Origin of the sequence: Paraburkholderia aromaticivorans (assembly GCF_012689525.1) — a bacterium.
Lineage (GTDB): Bacteria > Pseudomonadota > Gammaproteobacteria > Burkholderiales > Burkholderiaceae > Paraburkholderia > Paraburkholderia aromaticivorans_A.
Map to the genome: position 1 here is coordinate 1,471,232 of NZ_CP051514.1, position 26,327 is coordinate 1,497,558.

Consider the following 26,327-nt stretch of genomic DNA (forward strand, 5'->3'; position numbering starts at 1 on the left):
TCACCTTCTGCGCATTGTCCGTGAAGCAAGGAAATAGTGTAGCGCCGACCACGCAAGCACGACAGTAATAGACAGCATCGCGTAACGAATTCCGGTAGCCGACGCATCTGCGCATGCCTCGACCAAAGCCCCATGAAAGGCACTGACACCGTGACCGCCCGTCACATGAGGCGTGCCGCACATTAGACGGTAATTGCCCTCCGTGAACAAACTCGCCGAGAATTTGTCACTGAGAAACCCGACAACCGCAGGGCCGCCGCCTTGCCCCACGAAGGAGACGAGCAAAAGGACAAAGGCCGCTGCTCTGGCGCGCATCCGCGGAGTGACTGTCCCTTGGATAACAGCATTGGTCGCGCCGTAGAAGAAGCTGAGGAGCACCGTGCTGACGAAAATCAACGTAATCGCTACGGGCCATTCGCGCTGCAAGAACGCAATCGCCATAATCGGAAATCCAATGATTGTTCCCAACGCGGGTACGAGCCCGTACCATTGGACATTTCGCGAGGCCAGTCTATCGGTCAGGAGTCCTCCAAACCCGTTTCCAATCATTCCCGCAACACCGATCGCCACGGCGAAGACAAGCCCGGCCTCCGCGCTGTTCATACCAAACGCCCGCGTGAGATAGACCGGGATGAAGAGATTGATCCCGTACAGCGCAAAACTCCCTACCACGTAACCAAGCACCATCTGAACCGCAGCTTTATCGGCCAGCAATGTTCGGACAACGGCGGCAAAGGACGGAACACCTTCGGGGGCAGCTGCTTTCCCGAGTTCCGATGCGCCTCTGTCCGGCTCGCGCAACGTCATATACGTCAGCATTGCGACGATGAGGCCGGGTAGTCCCATCACCAGAAAGGCAGCGCGCCATCCGTAATGCTGAGCCACCCAGCCGCCGCCCAGAGCTCCAATGAATACGCCCAGCGGTGGCCCCAACGCATAGATCGAAAGCGCCGTTGCGCGTCGTTCTGGGGGAAATTGATCAGCAATGAGGGAATGCGCGGCCGGCGTGCCGCCTGCCTCGCCAATACCCACACCGATCCGGTACATCAGAAGCTGCCAATAACTGCCCGCCGTGCCGCATAACGCAGTCATGATCGACCACCCGGCGATTGCCACGGAGATCAACATCACCCGGCTGTAGCGCTCGGCGAGGCGCGAAATGGGAAGGCTCAAAACGCTGTAGAAGATGGAAAATGCCAAGCCCCCAAGCAATCCGAGTTGCAGGTCCGTCAGGTTCATTTCCGTTTTTATTGCCTGTCCAACCACGGATAGGATAATCCGGTCAACAAAGCTCCATGCGTAAGTCAGCACAAGCAGGGATAACAACCAGACCCGATACGACGCGGTTGGTGTAATTCCTCGCACTCTCAGTGTGCCGCTCTCATCAGACATCGTCTCCTCCATTGTGAAGCCATTCATGTTTCAATATTCAACAAGCCATATGTGGGAAGCAATTTCAAATTCGTTCAAGCCCGTTGCCGCCTGTTTCACGAATTATCATGCTGACCCTCTTACTGTTTGCCGGATACGGATATAAGGGTTGTGTCTCCCGCGTGGACGACCTCGGGACAGATTGTCAATCGTTGGGCGACTTGGCTATAGACTGTTCACTGCGTGAAACACTACATGGTTGTTAACACCGGTTGACGTTAGCCGGTTTGCTTCAACAACGCAAATCGGCTAGGTCCCAAGGCGAAACGGGCAGCGGTTGGCGCGGGCCGTGTCGCGACGCAGGCTCCGCCAGATATTCACGACGCCGCTCGAGCAGGCACGAATCGGTTGGATGAGCAATTGCCTTCTCCGCGACTGTCGTGTCAACAATCACGCGCTTCACGCTCGACACCTTGATCACACCGGCACGCTTTGCTGCTTCAATCGTTTCGGCCAGCTACTCTTCAACGCGGGCTTCGCCCGGTCGTTTGCGCCAGCGTGTCAGGCTCGACGCGTCAATCGGCGGCTCCATCTGCAGGTACGTCTCGCCGGTGAAGACCTGCCGGTACGGGTTCTCCGTAAGCGGTAATTTCGGCTCATCTGGAACCGGTGGGTAACCAGGAAAAAGAAGCTTCCAAAAGGCGTCGGGTCCATACATGCCAGGTGCCTGCAAATCTCACAACACCATTTCGACCTTAGCGCCTGACCGCGCAAGGCTTGGATGATTGTTCAGGCTCGACTGCTTGGCCAGCCAGAGCCTCTCTACCGTTCTCACTGACCGATGCGGCGCCGCGCCTTACTCACGCCGCGCTCCACAGGAAGGCACTTCGCCGTGTGGGCAGCAAGCCGGATACGCCGTCTGTCAACCGCGATGTAAGGAGCGCCCGGCATGCGCCGCACAGCTCACTTCGACGAGCGGCACCGGGCCATGCTCACCGAAACTGAAACCATCCGTCGCAATCAACCGCATCAGAAGTGATGCCTGATGCCCACCCGCGCGGCAAACTGATTTCCGGTCGAAGAGAAGCCCGCAAATGAACCGGGCGTCGCAATTAGAAACATACCTGCTCCCGTGTTGCTATTCGTGTGCTGGAAATTCAAGCCCAGATAGACGTCCGTTCGAACCGACAACAAGTAGTGAATTGCTGCGTTGAATTGATGAAAATCTGAGTGGTTAAATGTTGTGTAGGTGTAGCCGCCGCTATACCGTATCGATGGAGTCAGTGAATAGTCCCCGCCGATTTCGTAATTGTTGATTACAGCATTGCCGTACACCGGCGTATTTGTCACTCGCGTGGTGGTTGCGTTGCCAAAGACCACAAGCTTCGTGAAAGAATACCGAGCGCCCATTCCCATGGTCCGGGTCGCATTCCCACCGAGCGTGATTGAGGCAAGGCTGCCAAATTGGCCGTTGACGTTGGTATAGGCGGCGCTGATAACGAGCGGGCCATGCGAGTATTGTGCACCGAAGCTGACAGCACGCGGCGCTGTTGGGGTCCCGCCAAACGCCCCCGCTACGTTACTGAACCCGTACATACCACCAAAACTGACGCCCCCGATCACAGGCGACATATATTTCACAGCGTTGTTCAGGCGCTCTCCCGCTATTCGGTCGGCGTCAAACAAATGGAAACTATAGGCTGTACCTCCCCGCAAGGCGACGGTGTCTTCTACAAGATAATCAGACATCAAGTCCCACTGACGTCCCAGTGTAAGCTTGCCATATGTTTCGGAAGAGAGCCCCACCACAGCGAGACGCCCGAACTCAAGGTTGCTCATCATGCTTCCGTCGTTAAGGCTGAAGCCGTTCTCAAGCTGGAATATCGCCTTGAGTCCGCCACCAAGATCCTCCGACCCGAGCAACCCCCATCTGTTGGCCTGCATGATACCGGAATCTGACATCACATTATGTGACCCACCCTGGTTGCTAACGTACGTAACGCCGCCGTCTAGAATGCCGTACAGCGTGACGCTACTTTGCGCGTAGGCATGAACAGACGTCATGCCAGCTAGCACAAACAACAGAGGAATAGCATTGAATTTCACCCAGATCTCCTTACCTGACAATTAGCTTTTTGATTTATAACTGCCGTGATTACCGATAGGCACCTATCGAATCGGCCGCCGAACCAATGCACCGCACTCGTGGCACCAGTTCGACGTGGTTCCCATTCCAAACAGCCCTCTATCGGGCTACCTTGGCGGGCGCTATCACTTTGGGAAGTGTCTTCGCACACGTTTATCGAATGGATTGGCGCGTATTTCGACGACCTCAGTGGGCAGTTTGGGGCGGGCGGAATGAGGGCAATAGACTGTTCACGGGATGAAACAGCGAACGTCGGGTAAACGCATGGTGACGAGTCGCTCGGTACGAGTTCAGGAGAGGTGGCCTCGTTCGTTCGGACAGGATCCGCGATTTTTTAAGTGGAATCGCTGAGGCAATCAGGCTGCCGATTTTATCGCTGGCAGCGTGGCGAAGTATGCTTCATCCGGTGTCTGACCGGCCAGCCTGGAACGAGGCCGATTCTGGTTATACCAGTTCAGATAATTGCCGATTGAGCGGCGGGCGTCGCTGCCGAGTCGTAGGCTTCCAGGTAAACCGCTTCATATCTGACGCTGCGCCACACTCGTTCGACGCATACGCTGTCACGCGAGGCGCCCTTTCCATCCACGGACAGAAGAACGTCCCGGCTGCCTGCCTGTAACCAGCGTTGCGTCTGCTGGTACACCAACTCCCACGGCGGAAAATCATTGGGTAGCATCCGCCGCGGCGCGCCGGCTCTTGCCATCCAGCGTAACGCATCAAACATGTCGCGCAGTTCATATTTGCGCTGTGGCGCGCTGACGTCCATCAGCGTTAGATACGGTGCCGCGAAGCTCCACTCTTCGTCGGATACATCACTCGGATACCCTTTGCGGTCTGCTCTTTTCATGCCGCCAGGATACCAGGTCCAAACCAAAGTGCCTTCTAAGGGAGTGTGCCCCCAATGATGTGCAGGCTGGCGGAGCCTCCGTAGTAGTCCGAAGTCGGGAAAGCCGGTCACATGGCGAAGGGAGGCACTCCGAGTGGTTTGCCTGGCAGATTAACTGACCATAGTGAGGTGAAGACCTTTGATAATCAGTGAAATGCAAAGCAAACTGATGAAATGCCGCGTGGAGATCAACGGATGATCGCTGGCTCCTTCGGTAGATTGTCTTCGCTTTGAGCGACACCTGGATGGAGAGCCGGATGCGCTGAGAGGTGCACGTCCGGTTCGGGGAGAAGAGGCAGGGAAATAGTTCGACTACGCCCTGTCTCTTACTCTACTCAAGCTGCGCGGCAGTGGGTCTATCTTTATCGGGCGGTGGATCGGGCGGGTCAGACGGTCGACTTCATGCTCAGCGCCAGGCGCGACGTGAAGGCGGCACAAGCGTTTTTCAGGAAGGCGATCAAACATCAAGGCCAGCCACCGAAGACCGTCACGCTTGACGGCTACGCCGCCTCGCACCGCGCCATGCGCGAGATGAAGGCCGATGGCTTGCTGCCGGAGGACACGAAGGTCCGATCCTCGAAATATCTCAATAATATGGTCAAGCAGGACCACCGCAACATCAAGTCCCGGACGAAAGTCATGCTCGGTTTCAAACGTTTCCGGAACGCAGCGATCACTCTCTCAGGTATTGAACTGGTACATCGTATTCGCAAGGGCCAATTCAGCCTCGCGAAACTCCGCCTCAAAGATACCGCTGCGCCCGCAGTCCGGGTGGCCGTCCTGTCTGCCTGATCAGGTGTCCTTTGTATAACAAAATATCTCCCCCATATCACCTATTTGCACCAGAGCCGCCACATGCGTGCGCATGGCCCAGGGTCGCTTCAACGGCATACTCGACAACCTTGAATTGCTCGGCCGGACAGTTGCCGTATCCGGCTCGCTGCAGAAACCAGCCTAGTGATATGCGTCATAAATAATGCAACTTAACGGCGATTCGCAAGTTTCCTTTACATAGAGGAGAACCCATGAGAATCGCGGCGAAAGTTGAACTGAGCGAAGCACAACGTAAACAGTTGGAGACGTGGGCGACTGGGCGAACGATTCCGGTTCGACTGGCCGAGCGTGCCAAGATGATATTGCTCGCGGCGCAAGGCAAGACGGACAAAGAGATCGGTGCGGACCTTGGTATCTGGCGAGGCACGGTGGCACGCTGGCGCGGTCGCTTTATCGCTGATGGTGTGACTGGGATCGAGCACGATGAGACGCGGCCCGGGCGCAAGCCGAAGATCTCCGCGCGCAAGGTAAAGTCCATCGTAGCGCTGACGACGCAGCAGCGGCCGGATAACGCGACGCATTGGAGTACGCGCAGCATGGCAGCGGTGGCCGGTATCAGTGAAGCGAGCGTGCGGCGCATCTGGCAGGCGTACGGCCTCAAGCCGCATCGGGTAGAGAGCTTCAAGGTGTCGAACGACAAGCGCTTTGCCGAGAAACTCGAGGCCATCGTCGGGCTGTATCTCGATCCCCCGGAGCACGCCTTGGTCTTCAGTTGCGACGAGAAGTCCCAGATCCAGGCGCTTGACCGGACTCAGCCGGGCTTGCCGCTGAAGCGAGGTCGCGCTCAAACGATGACGCATGATTACAAGCGCCATGGTGTGACGACGCTGTTTGCCGCGATGAACACACTCGATGGAAGTGTCATTGGCCAGTGCCAGACGAAACATCGTCATCAGGAGTGGCTGAGTTTCTTGCGCAAGATCGATCGCCACACACCCAAGAACAAGGAGTTGCATTTGATCGCCGACAATTACGCCACCCATAAGCACCCCGAGATAAAGGCGTGGCTGGCCAAGCACCCGCGCTTCCACATGCATTTCACCCCCACCAGTGCCTCTTGGCTCAACATGGTCGAACGCTTCTTCCGTGACTTGTCAGAGAACCAGTTGCGACGTGCGGCCTTCCGCTCGGTACCTGAATTGGTCCGCGCGATCGAACAGTACGTGGAGAAGCACAACCGTGATCCGAAACCGTTCATCTGGACGGCAAAGGCATCCGACATCCTGGCGAAAGTCACGCGTGCCAGGGCCAAGCTGAATAAGATGCAATCCGTTTGACGCACATCACTAGATACACCACTCGCATGAGTTCATTGACGTGGTGTCCGTTTCCGTGACCGCTCCGGCACGCGACCAGCGCAAGATGACTGGCGAGAGACCGTGCGTTGCCGACGCGCGATCCATCGGCAACAGAAATGTCTTCGTCAGCGGCTTATGGGCCCGCGTGTGGGACTTATTTCTTCTGGAAGACACGGCTTCGAAGTTGTATGGAGGGTTTTCAGAAAGCACAAATTATAGCCCGGCATCTTTGGCCAGCATCAGCCGGAAACGCCGGGCAGTAATCCCGATGACCTCGGCGCGAAACAGGGAGGACGTGACATACGCACGGCGGCGATGCTCACGACGATTTTTCCACGTCAACCTGGTTGCGCAATGCACCCTGCGCAGAAGTAAAGATCCGACTCACAAAATCGCTACGGGATCGTCAGCAGGCGTCTGCAAATCGTTGCACATTCCGGCCGTTCAGTCCGCACGCGGCGTTTCTCACGTTATCCGCCGGCGAAATGCCAAGCAGCAGTACATGTTCGCATGTGTTTAGCGCCTTCCGAGGAAATCGGCAATGGTCAACTGGATCGTCTGCTCGGGGCGCGCCCGCATCCTCCTTTCCGCAACTGCGATGATGCGTTGGCGGCCGTCTGCGAACGCCCTCAGCATACGGGCGCTATCCGCGCCAGCGGGCAGCCAGAAACACTCTTCGAGCGTTTCGCGGGTAATCGCGCATTCCACTTCGCGCCGGTGGTCGGATAGACGGAATGCGATCGCGCGTCCGTCTGACGGCGCGCCAGCAGCGAGATCAGCCACCTCCATGGAAAACCTCATCAGATTTGTCCGCGACATCATCCAGTAATGCGCCGCTGATTTCCGAATTGACCAGAATCGATCGAATGCCCCCTCGTTATCGACAAACGCAACGCGACCGGCGTTCGCAGGATGGTCGGACAACCCCCGTTGCTGCCGGGCGGTTTTGACGCTGGGGGTTGATGCTTCAAGTTGATGGTTAGTTGCGTTAATAAACTGTTTTGTTAATGCCAGCGTGCAGCGGCGGTCATCACCAAAACAACCCACGCATCCACTAGCAAGTGGACAATCCACCTTGCACCTGCGCGACTGATCGCCAGGGCAACTTCCGGGGCTGCCAAATTGTTCACACACCGGGTCGAGGTCCACCGAGGTCCGTCCCCGGGGCTTGCCCTCCTGGATATCCTCATGGTGGTAGGGTCGACCGACGCCCAACGGGCACGGCCAGCCGTGCCTCTGAAGCTTCATTTTGCACCCTCCTGGCTACGTCGAGGCGCGACATGCTTGTGTCGCCCACTGTTCTTCCCCGCGCGTAAAAAAACTTTCCCAGATATTGATCGGAATGCGCGTCAAACCCCGGGGTTCAGCCTAAGGATTACCCACATCTCGATCATCGCTTGTAAACTGCGCTGACCAATGTTAACTTGAGCGCGTTCATGGACCGGAATGAACCGCATTGTCTGCAACGGGTGATTTCGATGACTGGGCCAGCGAAGAATTCGGCGCGGCGGCGCTGGGCGACGCCCGCCTGACGCAGCGCCTCGTTGCGCTCGCGCGATGGCTGGCGGAGAGCCCACAGTGTTCGTTTCCACAGTCGCTGGACGGGGCACAACTGAAGGCTGCCTATCGTTTCTTCGACAACCCACGGATCGACACCAACGGCGTATTGGCCAACCACATTGGGCAGACGCTGAACCGCATGCAGCAGGTCCCGGTCGTCCTGGCCCCGCAGGATACGACTGAATTCAACCTCATGCATCTGCCGGCGACGCAGGGACTGGGCCACGGCACGAGCAGTAATGTGCACGGATTCATGCTGCACAGCTTGCTGGCCGTGACACCTGAGGGCCTACCGCTCGGGGTGCTGGGAATGAAGACGTGGATTCGTGCACCCGAGGAATCCGGCAGATCGAAACAACGAAGGAAACGACCTATCGAGGAGAAGGAAAGCGTCAAGTGGCTCGAGGGCCTCGAGCATCTGGCATCGGTGAAAGCGCGCTGCCCCGACACCCACATCATCGGCATCTCCGACCGCGACGGCGATGTCTACGATGTGTTCATTGCTCCTCGGCCAGTGGGCGTTGACTGGCTGGTACGTGCAGCCTGGAGCCGCCGCGTTGCGCATCCGCAGGCATATCTGTGGGACGCCGTTGCGGCAGAGCCCGCTGTGGGCGAAACGGATCTGCTGGTGCCGACCCGGAATGGAAAAACACCGACACGCACTGCGCAATTGACGGTGCGTTGCAAGGCGCTCCGGTTGCGTCCGCCGCGCAGCCGTCAGCACGATAAGTTGCCGGATGCCGAGGTGTTTGTGATCCACGCGCTGGAGACTCAGCCCCCCGAGGGCGTCGAGCCGATCGAATGGATGTTGCTGAGTTCGGTGCCGACACTGACCTGCGATGACGCACTCGAACGTTTGGCGTGGTATGCCCGCCGTTGGACGATTGAATCGTGGCATCGCGTCCTGAAGAGCGGGTGTCAGATCGAGGCCCGACAATTCGGCCACCTGGATCGCTTCGTGCGCGCCACGGCATTGTTTGCTGTCATCAGCTGGCGCATCATGTACGCGACGCTGCTGGCCCGCCTTGATGGCGACCTGTCCTGCGAAGTGCTGCTGCAGCCACTCGAATGGCACGCGCTGTATTGCCGGATACACGGCACTACGCAATTGCCGGCCGAACCGCCAACGCTCGCGCAGGTGGTGCTCTGGGTTGCAAAGCTCGGTGGTTATCTCAATCGCAAGCACGACCATCCCCCTGGACCAACCGTGATGTGGCGTGGCTTTCTCGCACTGCACGAGAGCGCGGTCATGTATCGTATCTTCCGGCAAAACGAGTAGCCTACGTCGGAATCAAATCAAGAGATGTGGGTAATCCTCAGGGTTCAGCCCGGGGAAGGATAGCGCGGACGCCAACGGCGTCCTTCTGTAGCCCGTAAACAGCATGGCACTTTTCCCCTGGTAACCCAGGGGAATCCGGTATAGGATTGCTCGCCATGGAACGCCTTCAGGCCTTCAAATTCGAACTCATGCCGACCGGCGGGCAGGCGCGCAAGATGCGCCAGTTCGCAGGCGCGTGCCGGTTTGTCTATAACAAGGCGCTGGCAGTTCAGAAAGAGAATCACGCCGCAGGCGCGAAGTTCATCGGTTATGTGCCGATGGCGAAGCGGCTCACGGAATGGCGTAATGGCACGGAAACGCCGTGGCTCAAAGATGCGCCAGTCCACACGCAGCAGTGCGCCCTGAAGGCCATTGAGCGCGCATATGTAAACTTCTTCGGGAAGCGCGCCGACTTTCCGCGTTTCAAGCGCAAGGGCGTGAGCGACGGGTTCACGTACCCCGACAGGAATCAGATCAGGCTGGACCGCGAAACCGGCCGTATTTCGCTTCCGAAGCCCGGCTATATCCGCTACCGCAACAGTCGCATGGTGCCCGGCGAAGTCCGCTCGGCAACCGTGTCTCTGCGCGCGGGTAAGTGGTGCGTGTCGATCCTGACGAAGCGTGACGTAGAGCAGCCGGTTCCGCATGGCCCCGCCGTCGGTATCGACGTGGGCGTGGCCCGGTTCGCAACCCTGAGCGATGGCAGTTTCATCGCGCCGCTCGCCAGCTTCCGCCGGCACGAACAGCGCCTGGCAAAGTATCAACGCCGGATGGCCCGCAAGGTCAAAGGCAGCAGCAACTGGAAAAAGTCGAAGGCCCGCATCCAGAAGATTCACGCGCGTATCGCAGACGCACGCAATGATTTTCTGCACAAGGCTTCGAGCACGCTCAGCAAAAACCACGCAATGGTTGCGCTCGAAGACCTGAAGATCAGCAACATGAGCAAGTCAGCAAAGGGTACGGCAAACGCGCCAGGGCGCAATGTGCGCGCGAAGTCCGGTCTTAACAAGTCGATTCCCGATCAGGGCTGGGGTGAGTTCCGCCGCCAGCTGGAGTACAAAACGGCATGGCACGGCGGATATCTCGTCGCGGTCGATCCGAAGAACACGAGCCGCACCTGTCCGTGTTGCGGGCATGCCTCGAAGGAAAACCGCAAGACGCAAGCGCTGTTCGCCTGCGTGTCATGCAGATACGGGAACAATGCCGATCACGTGGGCGCGCTCAACATTCTAGCGGCAGGACATGCCGTTATTGCCTGTGGAGGGATGGCGCAGTCAGGCCGCCCGTCGAAGCAGGAACCCGCCGAGACTACTGGCGCCATCGCGGCCTGGGGTTGTAGGAATCCCCGTCCTTTAGGCTAAGGATTACCCACATCTCGATCATCGCTTGTAAACTGCGCTGACCAATGTTAACTTGAGCGCGTTCATGGACCGGAATGAACCGCATTGTCTGCAACGGGTGATTTCGATGACTGGGCCAGCGAAGAATTCGGCGCGGCGGCGCTGGGCGACGCCCGCCTGACGCAGCGCCTCGTTGCGCTCGCGCGACGGCTGGCGGAGAGCCCACAGTGTTCGTTTCCACAGTCGCTGGACGGGGCACAACTGAAGGCTGCCTATCGTTTCTTCGACAACCCACGGATCGACACCAACGGCGTATTGGCCAACCACATTGGGCAGACGCTGAACCGCATGCAGCAGGTCCCGGTCGTCCTGGCCCCGCAGGATACGACTGAATTCAACCTCATGCATCTGCCGGCGACGCAGGGACTGGGCCACGGCACGAGCAGTAATGTGCACGGATTCATGCTGCACAGCTTGCTGGCCGTGACACCTGAGGGCCTACCGCTCGGGGTGCTGGGAATGAAGACGTGGATTCGTGCACCCGAGGAATCCGGCAGATCGAAACAACGAAGGAAACGACCTATCGAGGAGAAGGAAAGCGTCAAGTGGCTCGAGGGCCTCGAGCATCTGGCATCGGTGAAAGCGCGCTGCCCCGACACCCACATCATCGGCATCTCCGACCGCGACGGCGATGTCTACGATGTGTTCATTGCTCCTCGGCCAGTGGGCGTTGACTGGCTGGTACGTGCAGCCTGGAGCCGCCGCGTTGCGCATCCGCAGGCATATCTGTGGGACGCCGTTGCGGCAGAGCCCGCTGTGGGCGAAACGGATCTGCTGGTGCCGACCCGGAATGGAAAAACACCGACACGCACTGCGCAATTGACGGTGCGTTGCAAGGCGCTCCGGTTGCGTCCGCCGCGCAGCCGTCAGCACGATAAGTTGCCGGATGCCGAGGTGTTTGTGATCCACGCGCTGGAGACTCAGCCCCCCGAGGGCGTCGAGCCGATCGAATGGATGTTGCTGAGTTCGGTGCCGACACTGACCTGCGATGACGCACTCGAACGTTTGGCGTGGTATGCCCGCCGTTGGACGATTGAATCGTGGCATCGCGTCCTGAAGAGCGGGTGTCAGATCGAGGCCCGACAATTCGGCCACCTGGATCGCTTCGTGCGCGCCACGGCATTGTTTGCTGTCATCAGCTGGCGCATCATGTACGCGACGCTGCTGGCCCGCCTTGATGGCGACCTGTCCTGCGAAGTGCTGCTGCAGCCACTCGAATGGCACGCGCTGTATTGCCGGATACACGGCACTACGCAATTGCCGGCCGAACCGCCAACGCTCGCGCAGGTGGTGCTCTGGGTTGCAAAGCTCGGTGGTTATCTCAATCGCAAGCACGACCATCCCCCTGGACCAACCGTGATGTGGCGTGGCTTTCTCGCACTGCACGAGAGCGCGGTCATGTATCGTATCTTCCGGCAAAACGAGTAGCCTACGTCGGAATCAAATCAAGAGATGTGGGTAATCCTCAGCCTCTTTAGGGCGGGGAGATGGTATGAACACCTCCCTCCCCTCGGGGAAGTGCCAGGGCCGAAAGGGGCTCTCGCTTGACCGATGGCATCGATGTGCCAAAGTGAAAGTTCCACGAGTCACTTGAGGTAAGGAGAGCCCAAATGAATGCTACGACATATGGTCTGGATATCGCAAAGGCCGTGTTTCAAATGTACTGGGTAGATGGACAAAGTGGCGAGATCTGTAGTCGAAAATTCCGTCGTGAACAGCTGATCCGGTTTCTCGCAACCCGGGCACCAGGAAAGGTGGCGCTGGAGGCATGCGGAGGGGCGCACTGGTGGGCGCGAAAAATCCAGAGTCTCGGACATCAGGTGGTGTTGTTGCATGCGAAATACGTGCGTCCGTTCGTCAAAACCAACAAGACGGATGCGGCAGACGCCCAGGCGATCTGGACGGCGGCCCAGCAACCCGGGATGCGAACTGTGGCGATCAAGAGCGTAGACCAGCAAGCCATCCTGAGCCTGCACCGCATCCGGTCGGGCCTGGTGGCGACACGAACCCGCGAAACCAATCAGATTCGCGGGTTGCTTGCGGAATATGGACTGTACTTCCGATATGGCCGCAAGGCGCTCATGAATGAGCTCAAGGCACGTATGGCCGAGATAGAAGAGGTCGTGCCGCAGCTTGTCTGGCGGGCGTTGTTGCGTCAGCTCGAACAGCTCCAGCAGGTCGAGCAGGGGATTGACGAAGCCGAGCGGGAAAATCTGCAGTGGCTGAAATCCAGTCCCCAGGCAAAAACGCTCGATGACATAGCCGGCGTGGGTCCATTGACAGCCACAGCCACTGTTGCGGTCATGGGCTCGCCAAAGGCATTTCGCTCCGGACGCGCATTTGCGGCGAGTATCGGCCTGGTACCCCGTCAGAGTGGGACTGGGGGCAACGTCAGACTCGGCGGCATCAGCAAAAGGGGTGACCCCTATCTGAGACAGCTATTGATCCATGGCGCGCGAATGGTCGTGACCCATTCCAAACAACGTCCCCAGTGGGTAGAAGCGTTGCTGAAACGGCGTCCGGTCAATGTGGTGGTGGTCGCGTTGGCCAACAAGATGGCACGAACGGCGTGGGCGTTGCTCGCGCATAACCGGTCTTATGAGCGGGAATTTGTGAGCGAGCGACCAGCCGTCGCGGTATAGATTGAAACGATGAGTCTTTGAACACAGGAGTTGCGCAGAGCAAGGGTAACGTGTGATGGCAAACCAGGTCGGACCGTGGAAACGCAAACCTGATGACGTCCATGGGCGTGAAGCCCGCCGTGGGAGATGAGGTCGTTTCCAGCAGATTCCATCAAGGCCAGCGGGCACCGTCTCGCAATGAAGGTCGGATATAAGACTGCAACCGCTTCTGCTAGCCAAAACATCAACCCCCTGCCTTGCGGAACGGGAGGTGTTCATATAAGGATGTCAACTTCGCCTCATCGCAATATTAAGATATGCACCTTGGCGCGCGATACGCGCCCAGCTGAACCGGGCGCTCCGCGGCCGCCATCCCCATTGATCCTGCTTGTGCAACGAGTACGACGGTCAGGCTGCCAGCGATACGCAGGCGTAGCTAGGAGACGGAGATGCCCAGTCCACGTGAATTCGCCACTCTCATGCTGCTTAAGGACGCGCCGGACCCAACGAGTCTGCATCGTCCAGATCGGGAAGCGCTCTTGAACGACAACTTGTCACACTGGAACAACTCGCCCCCGGTCTACAGCGCCCTCGTATTACCGATGACGGCCAGCTTTTTCTCAAAGCTGCCGCTCGCATGCCCGACGACGAATGACACTTGCTGGGTGGGGATCCAGTTCTTCAGCCAAGGAGCCTTCCATGAGTGGCTTGTGGGCGGGAATTGTCGTGGGGTTTTCCGGGCTGGCCGTCGCCGCAGTGCTGGTCGCCAGTCACTACCGCGGCGAATTGATACGGCGGAGGATGCTCAGGCAGATGGACCCACGCCAGTGTTGGGACGTGATGCATCACCGCCGATGAAAAGTATGTTTTCAAAGTTGCAGATGGTCGCGTCGTAGGACTGCCTCAAGCGCCTTGCGCGAGGACTCCATTTCAGCGGGAGACGTCTGTATGCCCGATCTGACTTTTGCCGAAAGAATCCGCGAGCGCGCCCATCAGCTCTGGCAGCAGGACGGCAGCCTCGAAGGATGTGCTGACGAGTATTGGCAAATTGCCCGAGCACTCGTCGAGCGGGAGCTCGGGCCTCCGACGCCTCCCGGTCCTGTGGAGTCGGATGCCGTAGCGCCTGGCTAAGAACTGCGGCAGGTCAAACGACATTCCGCTCCCTCATCTACCAAAATTGACGTCGGCCACTGCCTCGCCTCAATACGACCCGGCGCGCGCTGCGCGACCGGCGAACTGCTTCACCGCGTGCAAAGCTGGTTTTTGCCTTTGATGGGTTGGGTGAGTTGTCGCAGACCGTTAGTTGCGTCGGAACTCGCACGTACATCGCTGACGGTGAGCTTCTTCAGGAGCGCGCGACGCAGGTGTTGAACGGGCATCAAAGTATTCCATTGCATTTTCTCGCGAATACCGAGCGGAGATGGCGCCGGCCTGCTAGGCAACCGCGCATCCTCGACAAAAGCTGCGAAGACTTCGGCAGCACCAGCGTATTAGCTCCGCCAACAACATAGCAAACTCGCGAGTAAAATGGGGTCTGCGCATTTCAAGGGAGTGTCTGGCGCCGTGGTCCAGAGGATGTCCTGACGTCGATGCGGTTCTCGTCCTTGAGACCATCGCTCCCGCGGACAGGGAGGCGCGACAATGACCCGAGGACGACGTAAGAACTGGCGTGTCCGTCTTGCCTTTGAACCGAACCGATATGCCGGCGAACAGCTGCAGAAGGCGTACGAGCAGCTCAGTCCGATAGATTCACGCGCTACGGCACAGCCATCCGCTGTTCGGCCCGTGGCGACACGGCGAGCGGCTATCAAGCGAGGTAAGCGATGAGCAACGCTGCAATGGTCGCGCTCTACGCGCGGGTGTCCTCCGAACAACAGACCAAACGCGGCACCATTGAAAGCCAGATTGCCGCGCTGAGGGAGCGCATTGCGGCTGACGATGCGCAGCTTGTCGACGACATGTGCTTCATAGACGCCGGGATAAGCGGCGCGACGCTGATCAGACCGCAGCTAGAGCGACTCAGGGATCGTGCTGCACTCGGGCTGGTTGATCGGCTGTACATCCTGTCTCCAGACCGGCTGGCGCGCAAGTATGCACACCAGGCATTGCTGATGGAGGAGTTCTCTGCGTGTGGCGTGCAGGTGGTGTTTCTCAATCATGAGATTGGCACGACACCGGAAGAGTCGCTGCTGTTGCAGATGCAGGGCATGATTTCGGAGTACGAACGGGCAAAGATCACCGAGCGTAATCGACGCGGTAAGCTTCATGGCGCAAAGCGTGGAAGCGTGAATGTGCTATCAACGGCTCCCTATGGTTACCGTTATATCCGCAAGCAGCTCGATGGGACACCGGCCCAGTACGTGATTGAACTGCCGCAGGCGGCGACGGTAAAGACTATCTTCCAGTGGATCGGGATGGACCGGCTGAGCATAGGCGAAGTGGTTCGTCGTCTTGCCGAGGCGGGCACGGTGACGGCATCCGGCAAGCTGTACTGGGACCGTAGTGTGGTATGGGGAATATTGCGTAATCCCGCTTACATGGGGCGAGCGGCATTCGGTAAAACCCAGTCTCGTGATCGCCTGCCGCATGTCCGCGTGCGTACCCAACGCCACAGCGCCGAAGTGCCCAGGAGGACATACTCGACAACAAGCACAGACCCGCAGCAGTGGATCGAAATCCCGGTGCCGGCGATTGTCAGCGAAGTGATGTTCCATTCAGTCCAGGAGCAGCTTGCCGAGAATCGCAAGCTGGCGCGCCAACGCCGCCAGAACGCGCCGCTCTACCTGCTTCAGGGGCTGACTGTTTGTGGGCAATGCCGTTACGCGTACTACGGCAAGAAAATCAGCAAGGCGGCGGCCAAGGGGCATCAGCGAGATTATGCTTATTACCGCTGTGTCGGAACCGATGCCTATCGCTTCGGTGGTCAACGCATCTGCGACAACCTGCAAGTGCGAACGGATCGGCTCGATGACCTCGTATGGCAGCAGGTCGCGGATCTGTTGAGGCATCCAGGTCGGCTGAAGAAAGAATACGAACGACGACTGGAGACGATGGAACGCAATGAAAAGAGTGGCTTCGACACAGCCAGCCTGGAAAAGCAAAGGTTTCAGTTGGAGAAAGGCAAGTCGCGGCTCATCGACAGCTATGCCGACGGTATCATCGACAGGACGGACTTCGAGCCGAAGATACAGCAGTTGAAGAACCGGCTAGAGCAGGTCGATCAGCAGATCCAGGAATCCCGGCAGCACGGGGTGGCTCAAAGTGAACTGTTTCTGGTCATCAACCGGCTGGAGGAATTTGCAAGTGCCGTTACGGACAAACTCGCTACGATCGATCTCGAAACGAAGCGCAAGATCGTACTGGCTCTGGTCAAGCGTGTCGAAATCCACAAGGATGAAATCCTCGTCGTATTCCGGATCGATCCGCAGCCCGGAGGTCTTCTCCCAGGCGAGAATTCGAATGATTCAGACGATGGAGTGAAAAGTATGCAACATTGTAGGCGGCGTAATTTGCTGCCTGCGCGCTAACCAGAGCGACGATGCCCCACATCGCGCGATGGCCGACGCGACCTTCGCTCTCGAACATTTGCTGGGCGTGTGGATCGAAAAACCCATGCACGGTTCTGTGGGAGCCAGGCGCGAGTAACCGCGCTCGGCTACCCGACAGAGTCGTTCCGGCGTCGACGCGCCAGCGGCCCCTCTAGCGAACGCCGCGCCCCCCCACGTCAATTCTGGCGACAACCGCGAGCCGCGCGCGACGCGTGTTGCGCATGCCGATCAAAGAAAAAGTTCGGCGTGCACGTGGAAGCGCTTCGCGAGACGCTTGGCGATCTCTTTGCTCACCGGGCGCGCGCCGCTAAGGATCTCCGAGATTCGGCTTTGCGGGGCGACGTCGTCCAGGTCGCCCTGCTTCAGTCCGTTCTGGTCGATCAGGAAACGTAGCACTTCGCGCGGCTCTGCGTCCGGGATCTGCACGTGCTCATCCTCATACGCTTTCACCTGCGTGGCGATCAGGTCAAGCACTTCAGCGAGCGGATGCGCTTCGTCGTCGCCAACTTCGTCAAGCAGATCGTGGATCAGCGCGATCGCCTTTACGTACTCTGCCTCAGTGCGCACGGACGTGACGCCGATCAGTTCCTTAAACGGCGTCCATGCCTTCAGGATGGCATTCGGTGCGGGTACTCGTTCGGTTGTGGCAATCATCACTTGTTCTCCTTCCATTTGCCGGTGTCGTATTCGGCGTGGGTCAGAACGTGGCGGACATACACCTTATGGCGGTTGTAGTGGATCGACGTGATCAGTCGATACTTGTTGCCGCCAATATCAAACACCGTGAGTGGTGCCACGTAGTCGGCCGCTCCGAATGTCGCCTTCAGGTCATTGAAGTCTCGAAAATCCGTGTTCGACATCACCCGGATCCAAGCCTCAAGCGGCGATTTGGCGTCCGCGTGTTTCGTCCAGAATGCGACCAATGGCGATTTCGAGATTATGTGCACGAGTTGAGTATATACCAATATGGTATATATCAGCAATCCTGCAACAGGAAGGCTGTTGGCGGCTCTGATAGTGGTGCAGCGAGTTTCGACGTCGCGGCGAGAGGCCCCAAGGCAAAGTTAAGATGTGAGTGCGGCGCGTGTCGACGTCGGCGGTCGCGTTATGCGACAAGCTGTACTACTGGTGGTTGTGTCGCGATAAGGTCGGCAAGGGGAGAAAGTTGTGTCGTGGTATGGATTCCTTCATGACCAACGAATAGAACTGCTCGGCAGCAGTTCGCGCGACGCCATCCGCCTTCATCTGCCCTTTTCTGATCATGTGAATCGTTTCGATTCCGGACAGAATGATGCGGGCGCAGCGAAAGTCCTCGAAGTCCATCATGGGGCGTTGTCAGGTTGGCGGGCCGGTCGCGTAAGATGGCGTGATGAAGAAAGCAAAATCGCCTTACCACGGTCATCGTTTCCCAGCATCGGTCATCTGCCATGCAGTTTGCTGGTATTTTCGATTCCAGTTGAGCTTGCGCGACATCGAGGAACTGCTCTTCGAGCGCGGTGTAACCGTGACATATGAAACGATCCGATGCTGGTGTGACAAATTTGGTAAGGGCTTTGCGCATCGGGTAAAAGCAGCGCGACGCAAGCCGGGTAGCACGTGGCACCTCGACGAGATGTTCGTCACGCTGCGTGGCGAACCGTACCTGCTGTGGCGTGCGGTCGACGAGCACGGCGCCGAACTCGACATCCTGCTACAAAAGCGGCGCGACAAGGCCGCAGCCAAGGGGTTCTTCAAGCGTGTGCTGCGCTCGAGCCCGATGCCGCCCAAGATCGTCACCGATCAGCTGCGAAGTTATCCGGCCGCGAAGGCCGAAATTCCAGAGTTGGTGAGCGTGAAGCATGTGTTCGTCAAAGCGGCCGCCCGCCTGAACAACCGCGCGAAGAACAGCCACCAACCAACACGCGAACGCGAGCGTCGCATGCGCGGCTTTCGCGACCCGAAACGCACGCAAGAATTCCTCTCGTGCTTCGGGCCAATCCGGCAACATTTCGCACTGAAGCGGCACCTGCTACGCGCCTCACTTTATCGCAGACAACTCGCAGCCCGGTTCGTTGCATGGCGCGAATTCGCCGAACTCGCCCAAAATCCGTCGACTACCTTCTGACCCGTCGTCGCATCTGCCATCGTGCCGTCTCGCAATCGGCAAGTTGACAATGCCGCCGCAACTGCACCGCCAAAGCCGCTACCGACAACAATCACATCGTGCTCGAGCGCGCTCATGTCGGCGATCTCCTGATATAGCTGCGCCACAGTTCAGATACGAAAAACCTGAAGAACCGCCAGATCGCATGTGCTGCCTGTTGCGAGTTCTGAGCATTCGTGGCGTGGACCGTATGCATCAGTCGAAGCAGCTGGGGCACGCCAAGGTGCAGCACGCCGGCGCCGACCACGGGTCCGCTCGCATCGCTGCCCTGATGCAACGTCGTGTAAAGCGTCGTCGTCTCGCCCCACATCCTGAACGGGCTGCCAATGTTGACAAGCTTCTTGCCCGCAAGATAGTACGGTTGGCCCGCGTGACGAAATCCGATTTCGTAGATCATGCAGGTTAGCCGTGGATCGTCGCTGGGCGTGAACAGGCCGAAGAGGCCCGACTCCGATGGCATCGCGAGTCCAAAGGGGGTGAAATCTATGTGGCCCGTCAGGCCACCGAGGTGACGAGGGTCGGCGATGAAGGCAGCCATGTCGTCGATGTGAATCGTGGCGTTCATGGTCAGCGGGGAAGTATCTGCATCGCTTTCGACGGCAAGTGGATCGGTAGCCCCGATGCGAAAGCCTCCCGCCATCGTCTCGCGGAAGCTCAGCCCCACGCCGGGCTCGCGCATGGCAGATGCGCTCGGGTTCAGCGGCGAAGGAGTACCGAGGCGGATCGTGCGTCGCGCGTCACGGTAGCCCATGTCGATCAGTGTAGCGGCATCGATCCGGCCCAGATAAAAATCGGGGTCGAGGGGGAGAGGGCACTCCGGTTTGATCACATGCACGGTAATGGGCTGGTCATGGCCAAAGACAACCTCGCCGCCCGCGATCCTGCGATTGAAATCCGCGATCGTCTCCAATTCCCGGTTAAGCGAGCCTGTAGCGCTCATCTCGATCATGTGCACGTACTGGTTGAATGCGCCATTGCGGTAGACGGGCGTGTTGCCGATGCACCAGACGAGCCAAAGTTCGCGCGCGCCCCGCTCGACACAACTCAGTAGATTGGCGTCTTTGATCCAGACTGCATCCGTCCAGGTCTTGCCGTTGGCCTTCACGGCGGGCATGAAGATAGGCAGCGAGGCGGCTGCGACTAGCCGCTGCAGGTCAAGCTGCGGGTGGGGGATGGGCACCACGGTCTTGTCGTCGAAACAGCAGGCATTGAAGGACCCATCGATGCCAATCGCCGCGCGGATCAGATCGATGGAGACGCCCAGAGCTGGATAGACGTGCTCCGTCAGGCCGGCAGCGCTACCCAACGCGCTCATGTTTGCTATGTGCAAATATTCAGGTGCCGGCCGTAGCGCGGCAAACTCCTTGACTGGCAGTGCGCGCCAACGAGCGCACAACTCATCGGGCGGCACGCCGGACAACAAGGCAGCCAGGTTGATCGTGCCGCCAGAGGCACCGTCGGCATGACTGAATCGCAGGCCCTCGTCAATCAACGCCTTGACTGCGCCCGCCTGATAGGCCACACGCATGCCGCCGCCGGCCAGCACCAGTGCGCGACCAACAGAGGGATTGTCAGCCGCGATAGGCGGGCAATGGTTTGCGCTCACGACGTCCTCCCGCGCCAGACTACCCCCCACACCAGAAATCCCGTCACAGCCTCCAGTACACAGAACGCGATGAAGGCCTTGGTGGGGATGCCATCGACGATACAACTCAGTACGCGGGCCGCGACACCGGCGCACAGGCCGCCGAGAAATACGCGTGATGCCGTGCGAGGCAAAAAGATTTCGTTCCGAAAAGCCCAACAAAACACACCGAAACCCAGTTCGATCCCTTTGAGAAAGCGATATTGGCTGAGAATGGTGGCCCGGTGCAGTTCGTCGATCGAATCCAGTCGCACTTCGAAGATGTGAGGAAGCTCCCATGCGGCAATGAAGATTCCGCTTCCACCGATGCCCAGAAGCATCAGCATGTAGCCCCAGAAGAAAAGGCGCGCCATTCGTTCCATTGGCTATCCTCCGCGGCGTCGCAACTCAAGATAAAGCAAGCCGCTGGCCCCATCGAACGTGGCCACCAGCAGCGCCGCGGGAATGAAGACGCCATGCGCGACGCCCCACGTTACGAACGCCGACGCCAGTAGCTTTTGGAACGCGCCCCAGAGAAGCACGACGGAAAGGGCTTCCGTGCGCCGCTGTGCGTTTAGCAGAATGCCGCCGAACAGCATCATGAACATGCCCACCGTGGCGAACAGTTGCGCTGCGAGCCGATCGGGCGGCGTGTCCGCGATGAGGGCCAGCAAGGAGCCCGGGGCGATGACCTGGGCAGCTCCCGTCAATACGGTTATGGCCGCTATCACTTTTGTCGCGCGGCGTTCCAGAATCAGGATTTGCATCATCGCCCCAATGCTGAATAGCGGCTACGGTATGTCCAACGCGCGAAATACCAGGCCAACGCAAACCACTGTATGCACCACAACGCGGCACGTATCCGATTGAGCCGCATCCATTCGTTCAGCACCTGGTGCAACCGGGTCGCATCCTTAATGTGACTGGCCATTTCCGCGTTGAGCGGGAAGATCCATTTCAGTGTGAGAAACGTGGCAATGAACACTCCGAGCAGGACGACAATCGGCACCCAGCGCGTGGGCTGACGCCATTCGGCGATGAGCATGATGAAGCCGCTCGCCAGCATCAGCTTCGTCATCGTCGTGAAGAACGCGGTGGCTGCCGACACCTGGGGGACGAATTGCAGGTAGTAGTTGTCCGGGGTGAGCTGCGAGGCAATGGGAAATGAAAACAGCACCAATGAGCCGCCCGTGCCCATGTACATCGATGCGCACAGCAGGAGAAAGACATGGTTGGCGATGAGAAAGCGGCCGATCATGGCGCGGACTCCCAGTCTGCCGGCCGCGCGGGCGGTGCAAGCCACTGCTGGGACTGCCCAAGCGGATACGTGGTCTCGAGGCCCGGCGTCGGGCGGTTTGGAGGCTCAGCGCTGGTAACGAACCAGCACTCGAAGTAGTCATCCAGCACGCCCGCTGTCGACGGGAAGAAGCCTGTGGCGATCGGAGTGGGATCGATATCCAGCGCCTTCAGCCAACCCATGCGCGGATGATCGCCGATGAACATGCGAGCGGACCCGGGAGCGAACAGCGAGAAGCCGAGCTTGCCCTTGAAATAGATGTACGACTTCATGAGCATGCCGCGAAAGGAGCAGTAGTTGACGGCTCCTGTGTTCACGGGCAACCACGCCGACCGTGGCTTCTGCACGTCTATGCGCATCATCATCTCGCCATTGAGGTCGTACTGACTGCTGACCCACTGCTCTCCGATGACGAAGTCGAGGTTCGCCTGGTGCTTCGGCATGCCCCAGATGCCACGACCGCCTTTGACCGAAATCTCGGTCGACACTGGAAGGTCCACCACGTACTGCCCTGTGCCAAAGGTCTTCATGAGAAGGCCCGGCAACAGGCGCGGGGCCGGGCGGCGCCCGTGGGTGCAGGCGATCGCGATGGAGTACTCGATGTAGTGGCCGATGTTGGTGATGACATAGTCGATCACGGTCACGACAAGCAAGCCTCGTCGCCAGAGCTGGAATGGATGGACTTCATTGCCCGGGATCACACTGCGCGCTGCGTCGAGGTCGATTGAAAAGACCGCCATCAGCGCCGGCGAATTCTGGGAAGCGACCGGCATCTCGAATGGAATGTCATCGACCCGTGCATGGCGGCCAGCGAGCCACTTCTGTCGTGCCGGTATCGCCATGACGGGCTCCCTTTGTTGGTCCAGAGTCAGTGCGGGGCGGCCAGTGACGCCATGAGCACGGGAAACACGTCGCGCTCCGCGTTCTTTCCGATGAAGACGTCGAGATGCCCATATCCGCCCAGCACATGCAGACGGTGATAGTTAGGTCGGTGGCGCTCGAACCAGTCGAACGTAGCTTGCTGACTTTGCCACTTGAAGCAGTCGTTGAGCTCGCCGGCGATGAACGTGAAGCGCGCCTGCGTCTTCGGCGGCTGTGCTGTCGGGTCCGGCAGAAGCCCCGGCAACTGTGACACCAGGTGACCTGCATCCAGGCACCGGTTCATCTGCCGGAAGAACGAGATCGGCACATTGGCGAATTCTTGGCGGATCCAGTCGTGCACGGCATCGCTGAGATTTTCATGGCGCCACAGCACCGGAAATCCTATACCGAAGGTGAAGCTGGAAAACCGGCAGACGCCATTGGTGCACTCGTGGTGGGTAAGCAGCACCAGACCTTTGAGCAGGTTGGGTACGACACCAGAGGCGTGCTCGCCCCATTGAGGATTGAGATAGTCGGTCATCAGGCTGACGATGGGCATTGCATAGCGACCTTTGCGATATGAAAGCCAACCGACCTGCGGATGAAGCGATACTGCGTTTGATACGATCGTGTCGACTTGCGGGACGAGCCCGGCAACTGCCGACAAGAGGAAACTGGTTGAGCCCTGGCAGTGCACTACAGCTTTGATGGTTGGGGCCCCCGTCAGATCGACAATTTTCCTTACGGCGGCGGGGTGATCATACAAAGCCGCTTCGTCCAACGTCCATTGGCATGGCGGAAGATCGATGCTCGCGCGCCAGTTTTCCAGCCAGACGTCGTATCCCTCGTCGAGCAATGCATCGACGAAGTTGATGGTGTTGGGCGGGCGAAAGATGTTGGCGCGCACGCCTGCCCCGTGCACCAGCAGAACAGGCCCCTTCGAGGCCTGCCTGGATCCGCCGATGTGAATAAGGTTGCACGCATGCCCGTCGCTGGCGCGAAACGCGACAACTTCTTCGTGGGACATGAGCAACTCCTTTTGAGCGATACGAAGATCTCAACAGTGCGTAGACGTCGATGAATAGCTTTAGCTGAATCACGGAGCTTTTTGTGCTGAGAAACCGGTTCTAACGATCTCCAATGCGCGTAAGTGCCGGGTCGAGCACGACGGTCTGACAACATGAAAACGATTGGTCGGGATTTTCTTTGAAATCAAACTACGTTGAGAAAAAGGGGCACTCAACGAAGATATGACGTGCTAGCTGACAGCAGGTGCTGCGTGGCGTCAAATGAACGAATGCCCCCTACCAGACGGAAGAGGCTGAAAGGAAGTGGACCTATACTGGCCGTCGGCATCAGAGTCCCAGATAGAAGTATGCTAGGAGCGGCCACTTCCGGCCCGTGCGCGAGCAGTCCGTGCAGGCGCAATGCCGCTTGGCGACCGTGCAACGATTCGGGCGTTGTTATCAACGTCTCCGGGAGATGACCCGTTTCCGTGGACGGTTAAGCAGTTGAAATCGAAATGGACCGATTTCCTCAGGGATACAACGCCTTGCGCAGTGCGCATCCGCTGGACGGTCCGCTCCGATATCTCGGGCACGAAGAGCCGGATCTCACGACGGATCCGCCGCACGGTTTTGGCAATCGCTAAAAATCGCCTTATCGATTCCGCACGTGTCCGCGACGCAAACCCACTTCCTATGTGCGACACCACACATTCAACAGCACAGCGCGTTCAGGCCGCGATTTGCGTCGCCTATCTTCTTCTTACAAAAAGGCGCAAGATCGTGCACGCGCCGTCGTGGCCGCTTCCGGGCACGAGTCCGGCGCCACACGTTGATGGACCTGGACAACGGAAGGCCGAATTGAATCCGGTTCACAGCGTCGATCAGCTCTATGTCATTTCCGATCTCCATCTCGGCGGAACCCCGGGCTTCCAGATCTTTGGCTCCGCCGGCGAACTCGCGTGGCTGATCAATGACCTCGCCACGCGAGATCCCGAACGGGAGATCGCGCTCGTCATTAACGGCGACTTCATCGATTTCCTGGCAGAACCGAACGCGACCTACTTCGACCCGGAAGGCGCTGTCGCGAAGCTCGAGCGCATCGCGTTGCAGGACCCGATGTTCAGGCCCGTGTTCGATGCGTTCCCGGTCTTTCTCCAGCAGAACAGGCGCCCCCTGATCGTGAACCTCGGCAACCACGATCTGGAACTCGCGCTGCCTTGGGTGCGCGAGCGCCTCACGCAGATCTTGACGAAGGACGCGCCTTCCTCGAGCGGAGCGCACGCACGCCTGCATTTCGTGTTCGACGGCTCGGGCGTGCAGTGCGACGTTGGCGGCCAGTCCGTGCTCTGCGTGCATGGCAATGAGGTGGACCGGTGGAATCCGGCGGACTTCGAGAAGATAAGGCAGATCGGCCGGGACAAGCAGTTGAGGCGCCCTGTCGAGCCGTGGGTTCCGAACGCCGGCTCGCGAATGGTCATCGACGTGATGAATCCGATCAAGCGCAAGTATCCGTTTGTCGATCTGCTCAAGCCGGAAGCAGAGGGCGTCGTGCCGACGCTCGCAGCCTGCGCGCCCGAGGCCATGCGCGACTTCAACAGTGCGATCAGGCTGGCCAACGTGGGACGGGCGCGCGCCTGGGCCGGCATCTACAAGCCGGGCGGCATGCTGGGGGCCGAGGAACTGGCGGCCGGAGATCCGGTGCAGCCAGTGCCCGTGTCCGGCGGTCTGCTCAATCCGGTGGAGCTGCCCGCTTCGCGTCAGGAGTGCGACGGACGCGCCATGCTCGCGGTGGCCGATGCCCTGGTCCGCCATGGCGTCGATCCGCTCGCGTTCGTCGCGAACGAGCAGGACAAGCGGCTCGACATGGTGAGCGCGCTGATCAAGTGGTCGCGCGATGCGCCGACGAGCGAAGTGTTGCGTGAGGCTCTCGAAAAGCTCGACAAGGATCGTAGCTTCGACATCGCGGAGCGTGACGAAACCTCCACGCTGCTTGATAAGGAGATCGGGCCGGATATCGACATCATCGTCGCAGGCCATACGCATCTGGCACGCGCGTTACGCCGCCGGAACGGCAACGGTCGGTACTTCAACAGCGGGACCTGGGCGCGGCTGATTCGCATCGATCCCGAGACGCGGAGTGATCCACAAAAGTTTGCCGAGGTTTTCGACGTGCTCAAGGGCGGCGACATTCGACGCTCGACGGCTTTCGCTCCGGATCACTGGTCACTCACCCCTGCACGGTCGTGGCCATATGGAAGAAAGACGACGGTCACGGTGCGAAAGCCGAGTTGCGGCACGTCGTCAAGCACGCGGAAGCCGAGTTTACACTCGACACCACTAACAACAGCCTTGTGGATAACTGACGATGCGTAAGATCACTCTCGAACTGCTCCGTCAGGGCCCAACGCACAAC

Annotated in this window: 20 protein-coding genes and 4 pseudogenes; 10 read left to right on the plus strand and 14 right to left on the minus strand. The window is 58.9% G+C overall.

The window, feature by feature from the left end:
- From HF916_RS06955 to HF916_RS06970, 4 genes and pseudogenes are all read right to left on the minus strand, one after another.
- Complete coding sequence (locus tag HF916_RS06955) at positions 1-1,419, minus strand: spinster family MFS transporter (RefSeq protein ID WP_240975158.1); 1,419 nt, start codon at positions 1,417-1,419, stop codon at positions 1-3.
- A 298-nt stretch (positions 1,420-1,717) separates the two neighbouring features.
- Positions 1,718-2,008: pseudogene (locus tag HF916_RS06960) on the minus strand (IS5/IS1182 family transposase); the annotation flags it as partial.
- A 392-nt stretch (positions 2,009-2,400) separates the two neighbouring features.
- Positions 2,401-3,477: a porin gene (locus HF916_RS06965; RefSeq protein ID WP_168788279.1), complete on the minus strand. Its 1,077-nt coding sequence runs from the start codon at positions 3,475-3,477 to the stop codon at positions 2,401-2,403.
- Between the two features lie 626 nt (positions 3,478-4,103).
- Positions 4,104-4,364, minus strand: a pseudogene (locus tag HF916_RS06970) (transposase); the annotation flags it as partial.
- A 387-nt stretch (positions 4,365-4,751) separates the two neighbouring features.
- Here HF916_RS06970 and HF916_RS06975 point away from each other — a divergent pair.
- Both HF916_RS06975 and HF916_RS06980 read left to right on the plus strand, forming a co-directional pair.
- Positions 4,752-5,195: pseudogene (locus HF916_RS06975) on the plus strand (IS6 family transposase); the annotation flags it as partial.
- Between the two features lie 233 nt (positions 5,196-5,428).
- Entirely contained in the window at positions 5,429-6,514 is a 1,086-nt protein-coding gene (locus HF916_RS06980; RefSeq protein ID WP_168787465.1) for an IS630 family transposase, read from the plus strand.
- 537 nt (positions 6,515-7,051) lie between these two features.
- On the opposite strand, the gene HF916_RS51690 is transcribed toward HF916_RS06980, so the two are convergent.
- Complete coding sequence (locus HF916_RS51690) at positions 7,052-7,783, minus strand: DUF1488 family protein (protein ID WP_346777696.1); 732 nt, start codon at positions 7,781-7,783, stop codon at positions 7,052-7,054.
- Positions 7,784-7,991: 208 nt separating this feature from the next.
- On the opposite strand from HF916_RS51690, the gene HF916_RS06990 reads away from it, so the two are divergent.
- The 6 genes from HF916_RS06990 (at position 7,992) to HF916_RS07015 (ending at position 16,961) form a co-directional block, all read left to right on the plus strand.
- Positions 7,992-9,374 carry an IS4 family transposase gene (locus HF916_RS06990; protein WP_168788280.1) on the plus strand — a complete coding sequence of 461 codons (1,383 nt, stop codon included), beginning with the start codon at positions 7,992-7,994 and terminating at the stop codon, positions 9,372-9,374.
- Between the two features lie 155 nt (positions 9,375-9,529).
- Positions 9,530-10,774: an RNA-guided endonuclease InsQ/TnpB family protein gene (locus tag HF916_RS06995; RefSeq protein WP_168788281.1), complete on the plus strand. Its 1,245-nt coding sequence runs from the start codon at positions 9,530-9,532 to the stop codon at positions 10,772-10,774.
- An 84-nt stretch (positions 10,775-10,858) separates the two neighbouring features.
- Complete coding sequence (locus HF916_RS07000; RefSeq protein ID WP_168787387.1) at positions 10,859-12,241, plus strand: IS4 family transposase; 1,383 nt, start codon at positions 10,859-10,861, stop codon at positions 12,239-12,241.
- 182 nt (positions 12,242-12,423) lie between these two features.
- Positions 12,424-13,455, plus strand: a complete 1,032-nt coding sequence (locus HF916_RS07005; protein WP_168787386.1) for an IS110 family transposase — start codon at positions 12,424-12,426, stop codon at positions 13,453-13,455.
- A 927-nt stretch (positions 13,456-14,382) separates the two neighbouring features.
- Entirely contained in the window at positions 14,383-14,565 is a 183-nt protein-coding gene (locus tag HF916_RS07010; RefSeq protein WP_168788282.1) for a DUF2934 domain-containing protein, read from the plus strand.
- Between the two features lie 692 nt (positions 14,566-15,257).
- Positions 15,258-16,961 carry a recombinase family protein gene (locus HF916_RS07015; RefSeq protein WP_168788283.1) on the plus strand — a complete coding sequence of 568 codons (1,704 nt, stop codon included), beginning with the start codon at positions 15,258-15,260 and terminating at the stop codon, positions 16,959-16,961.
- 249 nt (positions 16,962-17,210) lie between these two features.
- Here HF916_RS07015 and HF916_RS07020 read toward each other — a convergent pair whose 3' ends face one another.
- From HF916_RS07020 to HF916_RS49840, 3 genes and pseudogenes are all read right to left on the minus strand, one after another.
- The gene (locus HF916_RS07020) at positions 17,211-17,636 is read right to left on the minus strand and encodes a helix-turn-helix domain-containing protein (RefSeq protein WP_168788284.1); all 426 of its coding nucleotides are present in this window, start codon (positions 17,634-17,636) and stop codon (positions 17,211-17,213) included.
- Positions 17,636-17,842, minus strand: coding sequence for a type II toxin-antitoxin system HigB family toxin (locus HF916_RS07025; protein ID WP_240975159.1), 207 nt, complete (start codon positions 17,840-17,842; stop codon positions 17,636-17,638). The genes HF916_RS07020 and HF916_RS07025 overlap by 1 nt, the downstream gene beginning before the upstream one ends.
- A 331-nt stretch (positions 17,843-18,173) precedes the next feature.
- Positions 18,174-18,314: pseudogene (locus HF916_RS49840) on the minus strand (IS6 family transposase); the annotation flags it as partial.
- Positions 18,315-18,351: 37 nt separating this feature from the next.
- Here HF916_RS49840 and HF916_RS07030 point away from each other — a divergent pair.
- Positions 18,352-19,086 (plus strand): IS6 family transposase, encoded by a 735-nt coding sequence (locus tag HF916_RS07030; RefSeq protein WP_168788286.1) that lies wholly within the window; start codon positions 18,352-18,354, stop codon positions 19,084-19,086.
- Between the two features lie 112 nt (positions 19,087-19,198).
- Here the strand turns inward: HF916_RS07030 and HF916_RS07035 are convergent, their stop codons facing one another.
- The 6 genes from HF916_RS07035 to HF916_RS07060 are packed head-to-tail and all read right to left on the minus strand — an operon-like array spanning position 19,199 to position 23,934.
- Positions 19,199-20,731: a patatin-like phospholipase family protein gene (locus tag HF916_RS07035; RefSeq protein ID WP_168788287.1), complete on the minus strand. Its 1,533-nt coding sequence runs from the start codon at positions 20,729-20,731 to the stop codon at positions 19,199-19,201.
- On the minus strand, positions 20,728-21,132 hold the full coding sequence (locus HF916_RS07040; RefSeq protein ID WP_168788288.1) for a DUF4345 domain-containing protein: 405 nt from the start codon (positions 21,130-21,132) through the stop codon (positions 20,728-20,730). The genes HF916_RS07035 and HF916_RS07040 overlap by 4 nt, the downstream gene beginning before the upstream one ends.
- Before the next feature lie 3 nt (positions 21,133-21,135).
- Complete coding sequence (locus tag HF916_RS07045; protein ID WP_206001704.1) at positions 21,136-21,519, minus strand: hypothetical protein; 384 nt, start codon at positions 21,517-21,519, stop codon at positions 21,136-21,138.
- A complete protein-coding gene (locus tag HF916_RS07050) occupies positions 21,516-22,007 on the minus strand; it encodes a DUF1772 domain-containing protein (protein WP_168788290.1) in 492 nt (163 codons plus the stop codon). The genes HF916_RS07045 and HF916_RS07050 overlap by 4 nt, the downstream gene beginning before the upstream one ends.
- Entirely contained in the window at positions 22,004-22,888 is an 885-nt protein-coding gene (locus HF916_RS07055; RefSeq protein ID WP_168788291.1) for an acetoacetate decarboxylase family protein, read from the minus strand. The genes HF916_RS07050 and HF916_RS07055 overlap by 4 nt, the downstream gene beginning before the upstream one ends.
- A 26-nt stretch (positions 22,889-22,914) precedes the next feature.
- The gene (locus tag HF916_RS07060; protein ID WP_168788292.1) at positions 22,915-23,934 is read right to left on the minus strand and encodes an alpha/beta hydrolase; all 1,020 of its coding nucleotides are present in this window, start codon (positions 23,932-23,934) and stop codon (positions 22,915-22,917) included.
- A gap of 400 nt (positions 23,935-24,334) precedes the next feature.
- On the opposite strand from HF916_RS07060, the gene HF916_RS07065 reads away from it, so the two are divergent.
- Positions 24,335-26,287 carry a metallophosphoesterase family protein gene (locus HF916_RS07065; protein WP_240975160.1) on the plus strand — a complete coding sequence of 651 codons (1,953 nt, stop codon included), beginning with the start codon at positions 24,335-24,337 and terminating at the stop codon, positions 26,285-26,287.
- The last annotated feature ends 40 nt before the right edge of the window (positions 26,288-26,327 follow it).

Coding starts and splice junctions, on each gene's coding strand:
- HF916_RS06955 (WP_240975158.1), bottom strand. CDS start 1,419: ATGAATGGCTTCACAATGGAGGAGACGATGTCTGATGAGAGCGGCACA.
- HF916_RS06980 (WP_168787465.1), top strand. CDS start 5,429: ATGAGAATCGCGGCGAAAGTTGAACTGAGCGAAGCACAACGTAAACAG.
- HF916_RS51690 (WP_346777696.1), bottom strand. CDS start 7,783: ATGAAGCTTCAGAGGCACGGCTGGCCGTGCCCGTTGGGCGTCGGTCGA.
- HF916_RS06995 (WP_168788281.1), top strand. CDS start 9,530: ATGGAACGCCTTCAGGCCTTCAAATTCGAACTCATGCCGACCGGCGGG.
- HF916_RS07005 (WP_168787386.1), top strand. CDS start 12,424: ATGAATGCTACGACATATGGTCTGGATATCGCAAAGGCCGTGTTTCAA.
- HF916_RS07010 (WP_168788282.1), top strand. CDS start 14,383: ATGCCCGATCTGACTTTTGCCGAAAGAATCCGCGAGCGCGCCCATCAG.
- HF916_RS07015 (WP_168788283.1), top strand. CDS start 15,258: ATGAGCAACGCTGCAATGGTCGCGCTCTACGCGCGGGTGTCCTCCGAA.
- HF916_RS07020 (WP_168788284.1), bottom strand. CDS start 17,636: ATGATTGCCACAACCGAACGAGTACCCGCACCGAATGCCATCCTGAAG.
- HF916_RS07025 (WP_240975159.1), bottom strand. CDS start 17,842: ATGTCGAACACGGATTTTCGAGACTTCAATGACCTGAAGGCGACATTC.
- HF916_RS07030 (WP_168788286.1), top strand. CDS start 18,352: ATGAAGAAAGCAAAATCGCCTTACCACGGTCATCGTTTCCCAGCATCG.
- HF916_RS07040 (WP_168788288.1), bottom strand. CDS start 21,132: ATGGAACGAATGGCGCGCCTTTTCTTCTGGGGCTACATGCTGATGCTT.
- HF916_RS07045 (WP_206001704.1), bottom strand. CDS start 21,519: ATGATGCAAATCCTGATTCTGGAACGCCGCGCGACAAAAGTGATAGCG.
- HF916_RS07050 (WP_168788290.1), bottom strand. CDS start 22,007: ATGATCGGCCGCTTTCTCATCGCCAACCATGTCTTTCTCCTGCTGTGC.
- HF916_RS07055 (WP_168788291.1), bottom strand. CDS start 22,888: ATGGCGATACCGGCACGACAGAAGTGGCTCGCTGGCCGCCATGCACGG.
- HF916_RS07060 (WP_168788292.1), bottom strand. CDS start 23,934: ATGTCCCACGAAGAAGTTGTCGCGTTTCGCGCCAGCGACGGGCATGCG.
- HF916_RS07065 (WP_240975160.1), top strand. CDS start 24,335: ATGCCGCTTGGCGACCGTGCAACGATTCGGGCGTTGTTATCAACGTCT.